Annotated in this window: 12 protein-coding genes; 9 read left to right on the top strand and 3 right to left on the bottom strand. The window is 43.8% G+C overall.

The window, feature by feature from the left end; translation table 11 throughout:
* Nucleotides 1-113: 113 nt before the first annotated feature.
* The 4 genes from OH458_RS06820 to OH458_RS06835 all read left to right on the top strand — a co-directional run bounded on the left by OH458_RS06820 (nucleotide 114) and on the right by OH458_RS06835 (nucleotide 5,836).
* A complete protein-coding gene (locus tag OH458_RS06820; RefSeq protein WP_269977716.1) occupies nucleotides 114-2,489 on the top strand; it encodes an efflux RND transporter permease subunit in 2,376 nt (791 codons plus the stop codon).
* 46 nt (nucleotides 2,490-2,535) lie between these two features.
* The gene (locus OH458_RS06825) at nucleotides 2,536-3,297 is read left to right on the top strand and encodes an outer membrane lipoprotein-sorting protein (protein WP_443088499.1); all 762 of its coding nucleotides are present in this window, start codon (nucleotides 2,536-2,538) and stop codon (nucleotides 3,295-3,297) included.
* A gap of 3 nt (nucleotides 3,298-3,300) precedes the next feature.
* Nucleotides 3,301-4,485, top strand: a complete 1,185-nt coding sequence (locus OH458_RS06830; protein WP_269977718.1) for a hypothetical protein — start codon at nucleotides 3,301-3,303, stop codon at nucleotides 4,483-4,485.
* A gap of 187 nt (nucleotides 4,486-4,672) precedes the next feature.
* A complete protein-coding gene (locus tag OH458_RS06835) occupies nucleotides 4,673-5,836 on the top strand; it encodes a GGDEF domain-containing protein (RefSeq protein WP_269977719.1) in 1,164 nt (387 codons plus the stop codon).
* Here OH458_RS06835 and OH458_RS06840 read toward each other — a convergent pair.
* Entirely contained in the window at nucleotides 5,773-6,258 is a 486-nt protein-coding gene (locus OH458_RS06840; protein WP_269977720.1) for a GNAT family N-acetyltransferase, read from the bottom strand. The two genes, OH458_RS06835 and OH458_RS06840, sit on opposite strands and share 64 nt — an antisense overlap.
* Nucleotides 6,259-6,511: 253 nt before the next feature.
* On the opposite strand from OH458_RS06840, the gene pheS reads away from it, so the two are divergent.
* Complete coding sequence (gene pheS, locus OH458_RS06845) at nucleotides 6,512-7,495, top strand: phenylalanine--tRNA ligase subunit alpha (protein ID WP_004413586.1); 984 nt, start codon at nucleotides 6,512-6,514, stop codon at nucleotides 7,493-7,495.
* Nucleotides 7,496-7,513: 18 nt separating this feature from the next.
* Entirely contained in the window at nucleotides 7,514-9,919 is a 2,406-nt protein-coding gene (pheT, locus tag OH458_RS06850; protein WP_269977721.1) for a phenylalanine--tRNA ligase subunit beta, read from the top strand.
* 254 nt (nucleotides 9,920-10,173) lie between these two features.
* Here the strand turns inward: pheT and OH458_RS06855 are convergent, their stop codons facing one another.
* Nucleotides 10,174-11,061, bottom strand: coding sequence for a LysR family transcriptional regulator (locus tag OH458_RS06855; RefSeq protein ID WP_269977722.1), 888 nt, complete (start codon nucleotides 11,059-11,061; stop codon nucleotides 10,174-10,176).
* A 211-nt stretch (nucleotides 11,062-11,272) separates the two neighbouring features.
* Between OH458_RS06855 and OH458_RS06860 the strand changes: the two genes are divergently transcribed.
* From OH458_RS06860 to OH458_RS06870, 3 genes are all read left to right on the top strand, one after another.
* Nucleotides 11,273-11,665 (top strand): hypothetical protein, encoded by a 393-nt coding sequence (locus OH458_RS06860; RefSeq protein WP_146443337.1) that lies wholly within the window; start codon nucleotides 11,273-11,275, stop codon nucleotides 11,663-11,665.
* 134 nt (nucleotides 11,666-11,799) lie between these two features.
* Nucleotides 11,800-12,366, top strand: coding sequence for a cytochrome b (locus OH458_RS06865; RefSeq protein WP_269977723.1), 567 nt, complete (start codon nucleotides 11,800-11,802; stop codon nucleotides 12,364-12,366).
* A gap of 49 nt (nucleotides 12,367-12,415) precedes the next feature.
* Nucleotides 12,416-13,183, top strand: a complete 768-nt coding sequence (locus tag OH458_RS06870) for a glutathione S-transferase family protein (RefSeq protein ID WP_269977724.1) — start codon at nucleotides 12,416-12,418, stop codon at nucleotides 13,181-13,183.
* Between the two features lie 710 nt (nucleotides 13,184-13,893).
* Here OH458_RS06870 and OH458_RS06875 read toward each other — a convergent pair.
* Nucleotides 13,894-15,402 (bottom strand): DUF3360 domain-containing protein, encoded by a 1,509-nt coding sequence (locus tag OH458_RS06875; RefSeq protein WP_269977725.1) that lies wholly within the window; start codon nucleotides 15,400-15,402, stop codon nucleotides 13,894-13,896.
* Nucleotides 15,403-15,867: the final 465 nt, after the last annotated feature.

Here is a 15,867-nt window from a genome sequence, read left to right on the forward strand (position 1 = left end):
AAGACACAAAAGCAAAATGATAGTGGTCTATGACCATTAACGATGTGTAGAAACCAGCTTAGTCTGGTTTTTAAATGTATATTTTTGACGAAACGTCACAAACGGAGAGTGTGATGAATACCGAACAACCGATCCCAAAACAGCCTCCCTATTGGCTAACCATGCCCACCCGTTTTAGCTGGTGGATGTTGTTAGCAACAATGTTGCTTGTTGTTGTGGCAACCATTGGCGGGAAAAACCTCTACTTCAGAGGGGACTACAACATATTTTTTGATGGGCAGAATGCTCAGTTAAGAGCGTACGACGAAATCCAAACGACATTCGCGAAATCAGACAACTTGTCTATCGTGATTGCACCGAAAAGCGGCGAGGTTTTTGAAGGTGAAACCTTGTCTCTTATTCAGCAACTGACCAAAGATGCGTGGCAAATCCCTTATTCGAGTCGCGTCGATTCACTTGCCAGTTATCAGCATACCGAAGCGCTAGAAGATGACTTGATTGTCGAAGACCTGTTGTTAGAAGAATACGAGCTAACAGATGCACGAATCGATAAGATAAAACGTATTGCGTTGTCGGAGCCTGTTGTAAAACACTCGCTTATTTCCGGGAAAGGGGATGTCACGGTCGTGAACATTACCGTCCAGTTACCACAAGTAGATGAAACGGCAGAAGCGATTGAAGTGATCGACAGTGCAAATGCGTTGATTGCGAAGTATCAGCAACAATACCCAAACGTTGAGTTTTATAAAGCGGGCATTGTTGCGATGAACCATGCCTTTATGGTCGCCGCGCAAGATGATAGCGCGACACTCGTTCCGACTATGCTATTGGTAATTTTGCTGTTTCTCACCATCATGTTGCGCTCTTTTCTTAGCGTAATTGCTACTCTCGTGGTCATTGTCGCGTCGGTGATGGCAACAATGGGGTTATCAGGTTGGGCTGGCATGTTCCTTAGCACAGCAACGGTTAATATCCCCACCTTGGTAATGACCCTAGCAGTCGCAGACTGCGTCCATGTAATTGCCACTATGCGTCAAAACATGAAAAAAGGGCACTCAAAGCCGTTTGCCATTGATCAAAGTGTTGCGATTAACTTTATGCCAATTCTGATGACGTCGGTCACCACGGCAATTGGCTTTTTGATGATGAACATGTCTGACTCACCGGTTCTGAGAGACTTTGGCAACCTGGCTGCACTGGGCGTGATGATCGCGTGTTTTCTTTCTGTTTCGTTGCTTCCTGCGTTACTGCGGGTGTTACCAATCAAAGTCAAACAGGTGGACAAGACGCAACAAGGCTCTCCTGATTTTATGGACAAGTTGGGTGATTGGGTTGTCTGGAACCGCAAAGCCTTGCTACCGGTGTCTGCGATTGTGATTGCTATGTCTGCAGCGCTCGTGCCTTTGAACAAGGTGAATGACGAGTCGGTGAAGTACTTCGATTCACGAAGTGAGTTTCGACAAGCGGCAGACTTCATGGAAGCGCGAATCAGCGGTATGACGAATATCAGTATTGCGGTTAAGACCAATGAATCCCAAGGCATAGCGGATCCTGTGTTCCTAAAAGCGATTGGTGATTTCTCTCAATGGTTAAGAGATCAACCAGAAGCGGATCACGTCGCGACGCTTTCTGATGTGTATAAGCGTCTCAACAAAAATATGCATGCTGATGATCAAAGCTACTACACACTTCCGTTGGATCGAGAGTTAGCCGCTCAATACTTGCTTCTTTACGAGATGTCTCTTCCTTATGGGTTGGACTTAAACAACCAAGTTAATGTCGATAAGTCCTCGATTAAAATGGTGGTTACAGTCGATAACCTAGGTAGCGTTGAGTTGGTCGATCTGGAAAACCGAATCTACGCGTGGTTTGCACATCATGCTCCTCAATATGAGGTGGTCGCTTCAAGTCCATCATTGATGTTTGCCCACATCGGAGAAACAAACATGGCAAGCATGCTGTCCACCCTTCCAGTGACACTCATTCTAATCTCTGCACTGATGATTTTTGCGCTTCGCTCGCTACGTTTGGGCTTAATCAGCGTCGTGCCTAACATGGCCCCAGCGATAATTGGCTTTGGTTTGTGGGCCCTTCTATCTGGAGAGATCAATTTGGGGCTCTCTGTAGTCGTGACGCTGACGCTGGGAATTGTCGTCGATGATTCCGTGCATTTTCTATCGAAATACCAACGCGCCCGCCTGCAAGGTCAATCTGCGGAGCAGGCAGTACGATACGCATTTCACACGGTAGGGCGCGCGTTATGGATAACTACGGTTGTTCTGGTTGCTGGTTTTTCCGTACTCGCGATGTCGAGTTTTAGGCTGAACGCTGACATGGGCCAGCTAAGCGCACTTGTTATTTTCATTGCACTGGTTGTGGATTTTATTTTCCTTCCTGCATTGTTAATGAAGTTTGATACGGCGAGTTATACCGAAAAACAAGAAGAACAAACATTGTCTACCACGGCTGTAGCTCCAACCCAAGGTTAATAAGGATATAACGATGAACACATTGAGAAAGACACTGATTAATACGATGGCATTGGCGGTTTTGTTTGCGTTTACTGGACCAGTGATCGCATCTCCAGAACGTGGTCTGGAGATCGCCAAGGAGCGCAAAGCAAGAGATGAAGGCTGGAAAGACTCCATCGCAACCATGGAAATGGTTTTGAAAAACGCACAAGGCGAGAGCAGCACGCGTGCAATGAGGCTGAAGTCATTTGAGGTCGATGGCGATGGCGACAAAGGGCTTACGATATTTGACCAACCGAGAGATGTGAAAGGGACGGCTTTTCTAAATCACTCCCACACCTTGGATGCGGACGACCAGTGGCTTTACTTGCCTGCATTGAAGCGAGTGAAAAGAATCTCCTCACGCAACAAGTCAGGCCCTTTTATGGGCAGTGAATTCGCTTACGAGGATCTGAGCTCATTTGAACTCGAAAAGTACTCCTTTAACTATCTACGCAACGAGGCGATAGAAGGCGTCGAAAGCTACGTGTTGGAGCAAGTACCGACGGACAAAAACTCAGGTTACACCAAGCAACTGGTTTGGCTAGATCAGCAACACTATCGACCAATTAAAGTCGAGTTTTATGATCGCAAAGGTGCACTGCATAAAACATTGCAATTTGAAGATTATAAACAGTATCTCAATCAATACTGGCGAGCTCACACCATGGTAATGGTGAATCATCAAACAGGTAAAAGTACGTTACTGACCACCAGTCAATTAGATTTCCAAACAGGTCTCAGCGAAAAAGATTTCGAGAAAAACATACTCAAAAGGGTGAAATAAACCATGAAGCAAAGTGTTAATGCATGCGCTTGGCGACTGACAGCGAGCTCAATTCTGACTCTGTTTGCGTTACATTGTCACGCTTTTGAGTTGGCGGGGAAGTCCACCGTCGAGCATCGTCAATTTTTCTCTGAAGGAATACAAGGTCAGGATAAAGGGCAAAGTTCGCTTATTTTAGAGCCCGAGCTGTATTGGAAAATTGATGACAGCTCTGATTTTACATTTGTGCCTTTTTATCGTGTCGACAGCTTGGACGAAGAGCGAACACATGGTGATATCCGTGAGGCGCTCTATCTGAAATATTGGGACGACTTCGAAGTTCGAGTTGGCGTCGGTAAAGTGTTTTGGGGAGTCACGGAGTCTGCGCACCTTGTTGATGTTGTCAATCAAACTGATGCAATTGAGTCACTGGATGGAGAAGATAAGCTAGGCCAACCAATGGTTCACTTTACGTCGATTCAAGATTGGGGAACGCTTGATGCCATGATACTGCCATGCTTTCGGGAACGAACGTTCGCAGGGGAAGATGGGCGTTTAAGGCCAACAGTGCCTGTCTCAAGCCACGCTGTTTATGAATCAAGCCGAGAAGAGAAGCATGTCGATGTGGCGTTTCGTTATTCACAAATGCTGGGGGATTGGGATTTAGGTGTCAGCTATTTTCAGGGGACAAACCGAGATCCCTATTATCGCTTCGATGGTCGAGAGCTTCAGCCTTATTATGCTCAAGCAAAGCAAGTAGGGTTCGATCTACAAGGGATTGTGGGTGATTGGTTGTGGAAACTTGAAAGCATCTACCGAGACAGTGATGACCACCACATAGGTATGGTCGGTGGGTTTGAATACACCATTGTGGGGGCGTTTGGTACAGTTTGGGACATTGGCTTGATCGCTGAGTATTTGTATGACAGCCGAGGAAACAATGCCCAATCGATCGGACAAAACGACGTATTTGCGGGTACCAGAATTGCGCTCAATGATGAGGACAGTACGGAGATATTGTTTGGTATTACTCAAGACTTAGATAATCGAGATGTATACAGCGCCAAACTTGAGGCATCTAGTCGCTTAACGAATCATTTGTCTTGGACTGTGAATGGCTGGTTGTTTGAAAACGATACGCCAGACGATCTGCTGTACTTTGCTCGAAAAGACGATTTCGTTGAAATTTCATTAGAGTATTACTTCTAAAGAGATCCGAATCACTATTTAAATAAGTGATATGGATTCCAAACCATAGGGAGCTGATCTAGCTCCCTTTTTTCGTGTTTCAGTCGGTGAAATGAAGAAAATCTATGTAGAATTCCATATACGAGGTATGGTTATTATAAATCTATTAAATTAAACCCAGTAAATTATAGACAAGGGCGAACGGTCGATGCAGTCATTTAAATGGGACAAATGCTACACGACAGGTATTGATGAAGTAGATGAACAGCATCAGTATCTCGTTGAGATCATCAATCGGTATGGAGAGTTAATCGCTAAAAACAGTATCTCAATCCAAGATATTCGAATGGCGCTATTTGAACTTTCTCGTTATGCAGAATTTCATTTCAAAGAAGAAGAAAACCTCATGCGCAGTGCTGGGGTTTACTCGGAACATATTGAAGAGCATGTGAAGGTTCATCGTGCGTTTATGGCTGACATCATTGGCATGCAAGCCTTTATCAGCGACGAGAACAAAAAGGCGTCGGAACACTTGCTTAACTTTTTGATTCATTGGCTTGCCTACCATATTCTCGGCATCGATCAGAATATGTCTCGCCAAGTCAAACAGATAGAAGCAGGGGTAGACCCAAAGACCGCTTGGCTCAATGAAGAGAGAAAACAAGACAGCTCAACGGAGCCACTGCTTAAAGCACTCAACGGTTTGTTTGAACAAGTTTCAGAGCGCAACAAAGAACTGCTTGAGTTAAACCAATGCTTGGAAGACAAGGTAGAGCAGCGAACCAAAGCGCTATCTGAAGCAAACAAGCAGTTAGAAGAACTGTCGTTGACGGACTCCTTGACTAATTTACCAAACCGACGCTGCGCCATCCGAAAACTCAAGGTCTACTGGCAAGAATCAGTGCAAAACAACGAGCCTTTGGTTTGCATCATGATTGACGCAGATTACTTTAAACAAGTGAACGACACGGCAGGTCATGATGCAGGGGATAGACTGCTAATCGAGTTGTCGCAAAATCTTGCCCATTCGTTTAGAAGTGATGACTTGGTGTGTCGCTTAGGCGGAGATGAGTTCTTTGTCATTTGTCCAAACACCGATCTTGAAGGTGGCTTGCACATCGCCGAAATTACACGAGACAGAGTAAGCCAAATGTTGGTTCCGGTGGGAGAAAGCGTTTGGCGAGGTAGCATCAGTGTCGGGGTTGGTGTACGCACGCCAAATATGAACGATTATAATGACTTGATTAAAGTGGCCGACAATGCGGTGTACTTAGCGAAGTCGTCGGGGCGAAATCAAGTTGCCACGGTTCAATCGAGTGACTTCAGCATCCAGACATCACAGCCACTGTGTTCGGTTCCATCTAAAGGCTGATCTAGGTGTGCAAACCCCAGTTTTTCATACAATCGAATCGCGGATTTCATAGAAGTGAGTGTATCCAGATAACACTCACGAAATCCTTGTTCTTTCGCATAGGTTAAGCACTGCTCGCTGAGCGCTTGGCCTATGCCATGACCGCGACTTTCTTCCAATAAGAACAGCTTTTTTAGCTCGCAAACTGTGTTCGAACCTTGAAAAGGCGCGATGCCGCACCCGCCAACAATTTTTCCATTTAGGCTTGCTACAAGATATAAGCTTCGGTTTTGTGCGGTGTAGTACTGGCTCATGGCAAGAACCTCTGGGTCCGATGGACCAAACCCTTCGCCGATGGCACCAAATTCGGCACCAACCGCTTTGATTATCTTGCAGATCTGATCATCTTGATGTGCCTTAATCGGTTCAATTAACATTGCCATTTCTCTTCCTTAGGATTCCGTCAATGCTTTATAGATTGGTCTGAAAGCCTGTTTTATCAAGCATTGAGGCGAATTTTTACCCAAAGGCGGTAAATAGCAAGATTTCAATTTGGATTTGACCTTGTCATTCGTTACTATGTAGAGCTATTTATAGACCCAAAATCCCTGTCGGGTAATCGCACTTTGCGAGTAGCCCAGAATGGACACTACCACTTATGCCTATTGCATGTAGGTGTAGGTAGATGAGGAAACGATGCAACATCTAGAAGAGATCATTGCTAACGCGAACGCCGCTATTGAAGCAGCAGATTCGTTAGTTGCACTTGATGAAGTGCGTGTTCAGTATCTAGGTAAGAAAGGTGAGCTAACAGCTCAGCTTCAAAGCCTAGGTAAACTACCACCAGAAGAGCGCCGTGAAGCTGGTCAAGAGATCAACAAAGCGAAAGGCGTTGTTCAACAAGCGATCGCAGCTCGTAAAGATGCACTACAACGTGCAGAGCTAGAAGCGAAGCTAGCCGCAGAAACAATCGACGTGACTCTACCAGGTCGTCGTATCGAGAACGGTGGTCTTCACCCTGTGACTCGTACTGTTGAGCGTATTGAACAGTTCTTTGGTGAGCTAGGCTTTAATACTGAGTCTGGTCCTGAGATTGAAGATGCATTCCATAACTTTGATGCACTAAACATCGCAGAAGACCACCCAGCGCGTACTGACCACGACACGTTCTTCTTTAACCCAGATCTAATGCTACGTACTCACACGTCTGGCGTTCAGATCCGTACGATGGAAAATGGCAAACCACCATTTCGCTTCATCGCACCGGGCCGTGTTTACCGTAACGACTACGACCAAACGCATACGCCAATGTTCCACCAAGTGGAAGGCATGCTAGTCGACGAGAACGTAAACTTCGCACAGCTTAAAGGTATCCTGCACGACTTCCTATGTAACTTCTTTGAAGAAGAAGTTGAAGTTCGTTTCCGTCCTTCTTACTTCCCATTCACTGAGCCTTCAGCTGAAGTAGACGTGAAAGGTAAGAACGGCAAATGGCTTGAAGTTCTAGGTTGTGGCATGGTTCACCCGAACGTACTTCGCAGCGTTGGCATCGACCCTGAGAAATACTCTGGTTTCGCATTTGGTATGGGCGTTGAGCGTCTAACTATGCTTCGTTACGGCGTAAACGATCTTCGTGCGTTCTTCGAGAACGACCTTCGTTTCCTAAAACAGTTCAAGTAATCCAGGGGAACCATCACTATGAAATTTAGCGAATCATGGCTTCGTGAGTGGGTAAACCCTGCGGTATCGACTGACGAACTTACACACCAAATCACAATGGCGGGTCTAGAAGTAGACGACGTACTACCTGTCGCTGGTTCTTTCACTGGCGTTAAAGTAGGTAAAGTGGTTGAGTGTGGTCAACACCCAGACGCTGACAAACTACGTGTAACTAAAGTAGATGTTGGCGCTGAAGAACTTCTAGATATCGTTTGTGGCGCATCCAACTGCCGCCTAGGTATCAAAGTTGCGGTTGCAACTGTTGGTGCTGTGCTACCAGGCGATTTCAAAATCAAAAAAGCAAAACTACGTGGTCAACCATCACACGGCATGCTGTGTTCATTCTCTGAGCTAGGCATCGACGTTGAATCTGATGGCATCATGGAGCTAGCAGAAGACGCAGTTATCGGTACTGATTTCCGTGAATTCCTAGGTCTAGACGACGTAACAGTAGACGTAGACCTAACAGCAAACCGCGCTGACTGTTTCAGCATCCGTGGTCTAGCTCGTGAAGTTGGCGTACTAAACCGTGCTGACGTAACTGAGCCTGCGGTAAACGCAGTAGCACCAGCTATTGACGACACAGTTTCTATCGAAGTGAAAGCGACAGCTGCATGTCCACGTTACCTTGGCCGTGTGGTTAAGAACGTAAACGTTCAAGCTGAAACACCACTATGGATGCAAGAGAAGCTGCGCCGTTGTGGTATCCGCTCTATCGACCCTGTTGTTGATATCACTAACTTTGTTCTTCTAGAGCAAGGCCAGCCAATGCACGCATTCGATCTAGCTATGATTGAAGGCGGCATCGTCGTTCGTATGGCAGAGCAGGGCGAAAAGCTCACTCTTCTAGATGGCAACGAAGCTGAGCTAAACGCTGATACTCTAGTAGTAGCAGACCACAACAAAGCACTGGCTATCGCAGGTATCTTTGGTGGTGAAGAGTCTGGTGTAACGGCTGAGACTAAAGACGTTCTTCTTGAGTGTGCATTCTTCGCACCAGACCACATCCGTGGCCGCGCGCGTAGCTACGGTCTACACACGGATTCTTCAATGCGTTTTGAGCGTGGTGTCGATTTCGCACTACAAACAAGCGCAATGGAGCGTGCAACAGAACTTCTTGTTGAGATCTGTGGCGGTGAAGTAGCACCTGTTGTTGCTGTAGAGTCAGAAGCTGACCTACCAAAAGCAAACACAGTATCACTACGTCGCACTAAGCTAGACAGCCTACTAGGTCACCACATTGCTGATAGCGATGTTGTTGAAATCCTAGAGCGTCTTGGCCTAACTGTTGAAACAACAGACGCAGGTTGGAAAGCAACTGCACCAACATGGCGTTTTGATATCGCAATCGAGCAAGACCTAATTGAAGAAGTAGGTCGTATCTACGGTTACGATAACATCCCTAACCAAAACCCAGCGGCAGCACTTAAGATGCACGACCACGTTGAAGCGAACATTCCGCTAAAACGCGTTCGTAACCTACTTGTTGACCGTGGTTACCAAGAAGCAATCACTTACAGCTTCGTTGAGCCAGAGCAGCAAAAGCTTGTTGTTCCAGGTGTTGAGCCGCTAATCCTGCCATTCCCAATCTCTGCGGACATGTCAGCTATGCGCCTAGGCCTAATCCAAGGTCTACTAAACACTGTGGTTCACAACCAGAAGCGTCAACAGCCACGTGTTCGTCTATTCGAATACGGCCTACGTTTCATCCCATGTGAGTCTGCTGAAAACGGTATGCGCCAAGAGCCTATGCTTGCTGGTGTTATCGCAGGTACTCGCAGCGAAGAGCACTGGGACATCGAAACCAACACGGTTGATTTCTTTGACCTGAAAGGCGATCTAGAAGCGGTTCTTGAGCTAACAGCTAATGAAGCGGCTTACTCTTTCGCAGCGCTTTCTGCAGAAGACAAAGCAGCGAACCCAGCGCTTCACCCAGGCCAATCTGCAGCTATCATCGTTGATGGCAAGCAAGTTGGTGTGATTGGTACCGTTCACCCAGAGCTTGAGCGTAAGTTTGGTCTAAACGGCCGTACTATCGTATTTGAAGTAGAATGGTCTGCAATCAACACTAAAGTGATTCCTGAAGCAGTAGCGCTTTCTAAGTTCCCATCAAACCGTCGTGACATCGCGGTCGTTGTTGACGAAGCAGTCGCTTCTGGCGACATCGTTGCAGCGTGTCTAGAGCAAGGTGGCGAGTTCCTGAAAGACGCTAAACTATTCGACGTTTACGTTGGTAAAGGTGTTGAAGAAGGTAAGAAGAGCTTAGCAATCGCGCTAACACTACAATCTGTAGAGCGTACGCTTGAAGATGCAGACATCGCTGGTGCGGTTGACGCTATCGTAGCTCACGTATCTGAGAAGTTTGGTGCGTCTCTACGCGACTAATCACTTCTGATTAGATAGAAAACCAAAGGCCTCGCAATCGCGAGGCCTTTTTGTTTGGGGCGGTGTTAGCTCATTAGTGGACAAAAGTTACTTAGAACTTCTACTTAAATTAGCAAAACACGAATTAGCTAAAATATGGGAAAACTTGATTAAATGTATGCATAGCACCGATTATTGTATCTTCTGTCTGCTTTAACCAAAAAGGCTTCCTTTGGTTTTAAACTAGACAATTTTGTGGAACTCTATAAATGCTACTAAACCGATAGTCGCTCAGATAGATAATCAACCAACATTCTGACTCGTCTTGATAGATTTCGATTTAGTGGATATAAGGCTGAAATTGTCGTGGCTGGTTGGTAGTAATCGCTAAGTAGTAATTGCAAGCGGCCCTCTTCAATATCATTTTTGAATAAAAAACTAGGCCCAAATCCTATGCCTACCCCACTAAGAATACTCTCAACTATTAAACCACCATCATTACTCGTTAAACTACCTTTTGCTTTTACAGTAATTGATTCACCACTAGGAGAGAGAAACGGCCAACCCCGATTAATCTTGGAGTCACTATAAATTAAGCAATTATGTTCCATTAGATCTGCTGGTTGGTAAGGTACTCCCGATTTCCTTATATATTGGGGAGAAGCGACGACTTGAAACGTGCAGTCTGCTAACCGACGAGAGATTAGACTGGAGTCTTCTAATTGTCCTACTCTTAGCGCAATATCTATACCTTCTTCCACTAAGTCTTCAGTACGCCCACTGGCTATTACCTCAAGCTCAATTTCTGGATACTGGAGTTGAAATTCTATTAATAATTGACCAAAACCTGAAATGAGAAGACTTTGAGGTAATGTTAGGCGTATTTTTCCCTTTGGTGCGCCTTGGCTATCCATGACCTCAGCACGAGCATTCTCAGCTTCTGCCATAATTATCTTACAGTGCTTATAGAACTGTCCGCCTTCATCAGACAAGCTCAATTTACGAGTCGTACGATATAGTAGGCGAGTTCCTAAATCATCTTCCAAGGTGGAGATCTGTTTGCTGATAAATGATTTAGAGAACCCGAGTTTCTCCGCTGCCGCCGTAAAACTTCCGGTATCTACAACAACAGAAAAAGTTTCCATAAGAGTTAAAATATTCACATTAGCACTCGTGAGTAAACAATGAGTTTACTTTAAGCATATATATCTCACCCTATAAATACAATAAAATTGAAGTTAACAGTTTGAAAGCGATTCGATAACACAAAATGAACAACGTGTGGGTAATGATTACCTTTTACGTAAGTGGTTATCATTAGAGTTTGACCTTTAAATACGACAACACAATGAGACTTTATCTAGGATGAATATTATGAAAAAACTACTACTTACTATATCACTCATTTTATTGAGTTTTACTTCAATTTCACCAGTACACGCGAGTGATGCTGACATGCGCAACACATATATGGTTACGTGGACGCTTGAAGTGAATGATGCCAACTTATTCAAAACCACTCTGAAAGAGCAGATGGATAAAGTACTAGAACTATGGGTTAGTGGCACGATAGAGAATGTCTACCTAGACAACAAAAAATCGGAAGTGATTGTGCGTAAAGGTGATGTTGGTAAAGTGATTTTCTTTATCAAAGCGAAAACTGAAAATGAAGCACAAAACATATTAGATGAATTACCTTTAGCTAAAAAGAAAATAGCGTCATATCAATTGACACCTGCTGGCGTGCTTTGGTTAAAACAGTATTAATTTAACGCTAAAGTGAAGAGTTTTTCTTACCAATGCTTCAGGTGGAAATGCTACATACTGGCTACTAGGTTTCTCTTATAGCCAGTACTTATATTGGACATTAATTTCTCTAAAAATCAATTAAGAGGCTAACCATGGGTACTATTCATGAAGATGAAAAAAAGTATGGATCTGTCGCTAAAATTTTTCATTGGGGGATGGCGATTATAATATTAGTACTAATTGCTATAGGCACCTACATGACAGGCTTAGATAAAACGGAACCAAGTAAAATGCAACTCACGGGTATGCATAAATCGTTTGGTGTTATCTTTATGCAACTCGTTATTCTCCGAATAATATGGAGTAGTATTAATAGCTATCCACAATTGCCAAATGTACTAGCAAGGTGGGAGAAGTTATTATCAAAAACAATTACATTCTTATTATATTTCTTAATGTTGGCAATCCCATTTAGCGGTTACATCATGACGAATTTATTTGGTCATCCTGTTAGTATATTCGGATTGGTAGATTTACCTTTGTTATTTAAAAAAAATACAGAAATGGGATTAATTGCCAAGCAAGCGCACGTTTCACTAGTATATATATTCATGGCTGCATTATTTGCTCATATTTCAGGTGTACTTAAACATCGTTTTTTAGATAAGCCTGAGGCTGATGTATTACCACGTATGCTGCCAGTTAAACCGCGAATATAAAGCGATTTAATTCGTCTGCTCAAAGCTTAGAGGATAGGTTCCTAACACTATGACATCATTAATGCTTTATCACCACCCACTATCCGTTTGTTCGATGAAAGTAAGACTCGCACTTGAAGAAAAGGGGCTTGCTTGGTCTGGCCATATTATTGATATTATGCGAAAACAAGAACAGTTAGACCCATGGTATTTGAAACTAAATCCACAAGGAGTAATTCCTACTGTAGAGATTCGAAATGGCACAACAAAAGTATTGACTGATTCTGCTCATATTATTCGATCCATCGCTTCTTTATCAGAAGGTAACAACTTGATACCATCAGGTGAGAGTGATTGTCGATTAATGGATAAGTTAATTAATTTAGCTGATGATATTGATCTTCAGATCCTTAGTTATGCGCGTCATCCATCAATGGAAAAATCTGAAAAGATATTGGATGCCCGTATCACCAAGGCACTCTTAATGGCCGATCAATATCCTGAGCTTAAAGATAACTATATTGTTTGTGCAAAGCGCTCAGAAAATAGCAAAGTATTTAGGGTTAATAGCAAGCATATAGAAAAGGTTGAACAATATGCATTGGAATCTATTTCATTTGCTGAAAAGCAACTTGAAGGTAATCACTTTCTTTTAGGCAATGTTTATACACTAGCTGACGTAATTTGGACTGTAGTGCTATCAAGACTTGACTTGTTAGGTTATAGCAAGTGGTTAGATAAGGATCAGTTTCCAGAAATATCAAGTTACTACTTAAGAATGCAACATCGAAAAAGTTATACTCTTGCTCAGATCCAAAATGAGTGGTGGGAAAAATAACTAAAGCCATCCATTATAAATGTGGCTTATGTATGGAGATCGCTCAGTATCCTGTTAGTGTATCTCCATTTTATTTAGCTACGTCGATAAAGCAAACATCTTTCGCAAAGTATTCTAGGAACTTAAAGTATTTTAGGTGACGATTTTAGTATCTGCATTATGCATTAATTTGTAACCTATGATTACCAAGTTAAGAGTTTCTAATAATTTTTAATTAATTAAATAAAAGTAAATCCTGTTCTAGATTAAAATCATAAGACCTAATCTAGTAATAAGATTGGAACGTAAAAAATGATACATTCCATTCGACTTCGCTCGTACTTTTTCTATTTAAACGAGTATCCAGCCTATTCGATGATGTCGAAAGTTGGTATCAACATGAATACCGTTACTTCTGCCTTGTATCCAACGCATAGAAATATTCTCTTTCAAAAGATAGCCATCACCATGAGTGACGGGGAGATATTGTTAATATTTGAAATTCCAAAGTAGGAAAATAACAGGGTCAAGCCTTTGCCGAGCGTTACTTTTTTATGTCAAAGTTATCTGACCATCCTTGTACGAACTTCGAAGTGTAACTCATTTCGGGGCAAAAATGAGTTAGCTGGTCATCTCCTCAGAAACCAAAGGCCTCGCAATTGCGAGGCCTTAGTTTTTACAGATATAGTCGAGAGGTTAAATACCCATTGGCTTCCACTCGCGTCTAACGGTTAGCGAAAGCTTGAGATAATCGCTGGAATCCCTGGTAGAAGCCCAACCAACGCCATCACACTGGTTAGCACTACAAACATAATACCAGGCAACACCCAGCGGCTCATTTTGCTCAGTTCACCGCTACGCTCTTTACAACCGATTAAGCCTAAGTTGTCTAACAGCATGGTGAGTGACCAACCAAATGCAGGGTTTACTAGCGCTGATGAAAATACAACAATCGCGGCAGATTGAGTGGTTTTCCCTTCGCGCGTCATTTCCATGCCAGCTTCTAGCAATGGGACGAAAACGCCAACGATTAGTGCTACACAAAGTACCGGTTGCCAGATAGCTAAATCCATCGGGTAGCCCCAAATAGCGGCGATGATACAGAAAAGAGCTGTCAGCAAAGCACCCGCAGGAATAGGGCGTTTAGCTATAGCCGCTGGCACGATATAAGTCCCCCACGAAGAGGTAAAGTTAGTACCACCGAGCAAAGAACCAAATGTCTGACGAATAGATGCTGTGGTCATGGTATCGTCGATGTTCATGTGTACTTTTTCGGTACGTTCTGGGTAGCTGATTTTTTGAAACACTTGATGCCCTAAAAAATCTGGTGACCACATCGCTACGGCTAAAATAGCGAACGGCAATACCACCATGAAGTGTTCAATTGTCGGTAAGCCTAACATCCAACCGGTATCTTCTCCCCACCAATACATAGGGTTCAGATGAGGCAAACCAGGCTCGGTTTGGAAAGAAAACGGTGCGCCCATAGCAAAAGCTAACGTGCCACCCAGCAAGCAACTCAGAGGTACGGCTAGCCAACGCTTACGGAAATGCTCTAACAGCGCATACAAAACAATGGTACAAAAGATCACGACGAAAGCGATGTGACTCATACCAATTCCTTCTGCCCAAGCAAATAGCTTTTTAACTTGAGAAACGGTCCCAACAAAACCTAGGTAGAGCAATAAGCCGCCACACACGCCTTTGCTGGTGAGATTTGCCAACATGCTGCCACCTTTACTGATGGCCAACAGTAAGCCAAAAGCGCCTATCAGCAAGCCAAAGGCCATTGGATGACCTCCAGCGGCAACAACAATAGGAATTAACGGGATAAGTGGCCCGTGTGTACCTGCGAGGTTTGCTGTCGGTAATAAGAAACCGGAGAAGAGAATAATGAAAACGGAAGCGATCAGTAATTCATAACGAACATTTTCTAGAATAAAGCCTTCATTTAGCCCTAGAGCTCCGGCAAAGGTTGCTGCAATAGCTCCGACCATAACCACTTTACCAATGGTCGCCGCCATTGCTGGGATGGTGTCTTCAATCTCAAATCGATAATCTTTAAACGGCAAGTTTGGGCGCCAGCGTTTAGGCGACATGATTTGCAATTCGTGCTCTAGATACTGTTCTCGGGACTCAAATTCAGAGCTTGGTTTGTGTTGTTGCTCATAACTGAGTTCATCCTCATTGGCTTGAGGCTTATCTGTTCTTATGTTTACGGACTCTAAAGTGCTGCTCATTTTGATTCCTTTCGTTCACACTCTGAGGTGTGTTGTTCCAACAAACGTAATTTACTCTCGGTATTAAGAGGTAGCGGATTAGTCAGTATTCGGTGTCACTTGAGTTATTGTTAAAAAATGAAGGTGACTGACTAAGAATAGGGTCGGAAACAAGCTTGAATATCATTGGTATTGTTGTAAAAGCTTGAGGTTCACGGATAAAGACAAAGAAAAAATTACCCTATAACTGACGTAATCATTCAAGTCGCTAGTACCTTAAACCAAACTCAAAAAAACAAATAGTCTCAGTGAGTTAGACATTGGTCGTAGAGTCAGCCTGCGAGCATTAAGATGCAGATATCGCAGGTGTGGTTGACGCTATCGCCGCTCACGTATCTGAGAAGGTCGGCGCGTCTCTTCGCGACTAACTACAACTAAAGTCATACCAAAACCCTGTTACTGCTCTTCAGTAGCAGGGCATATCAA

The organism is Vibrio sp. MarTm2 (genome assembly GCF_027587055.1).
GTDB classification, from domain to species: domain Bacteria; phylum Pseudomonadota; class Gammaproteobacteria; order Enterobacterales; family Vibrionaceae; genus Vibrio; species Vibrio sinaloensis_D.

Coding starts and splice junctions, on each gene's coding strand:
- OH458_RS06835 (WP_269977719.1), top strand. CDS start 4,673: ATGCAGTCATTTAAATGGGACAAATGCTACACGACAGGTATTGATGAA.
- OH458_RS06825 (WP_443088499.1), top strand. CDS start 2,536: ATGGCATTGGCGGTTTTGTTTGCGTTTACTGGACCAGTGATCGCATCT.
- pheT (WP_269977721.1), top strand. CDS start 7,514: ATGAAATTTAGCGAATCATGGCTTCGTGAGTGGGTAAACCCTGCGGTA.
- OH458_RS06870 (WP_269977724.1), top strand. CDS start 12,416: ATGACATCATTAATGCTTTATCACCACCCACTATCCGTTTGTTCGATG.
- pheS (WP_004413586.1), top strand. CDS start 6,512: ATGCAACATCTAGAAGAGATCATTGCTAACGCGAACGCCGCTATTGAA.
- OH458_RS06860 (WP_146443337.1), top strand. CDS start 11,273: ATGAAAAAACTACTACTTACTATATCACTCATTTTATTGAGTTTTACT.
- OH458_RS06875 (WP_269977725.1), bottom strand. CDS start 15,402: ATGAGCAGCACTTTAGAGTCCGTAAACATAAGAACAGATAAGCCTCAA.
- OH458_RS06820 (WP_269977716.1), top strand. CDS start 114: ATGAATACCGAACAACCGATCCCAAAACAGCCTCCCTATTGGCTAACC.
- OH458_RS06830 (WP_269977718.1), top strand. CDS start 3,301: ATGAAGCAAAGTGTTAATGCATGCGCTTGGCGACTGACAGCGAGCTCA.
- OH458_RS06865 (WP_269977723.1), top strand. CDS start 11,800: ATGGGTACTATTCATGAAGATGAAAAAAAGTATGGATCTGTCGCTAAA.
- OH458_RS06840 (WP_269977720.1), bottom strand. CDS start 6,258: ATGGCAATGTTAATTGAACCGATTAAGGCACATCAAGATGATCAGATC.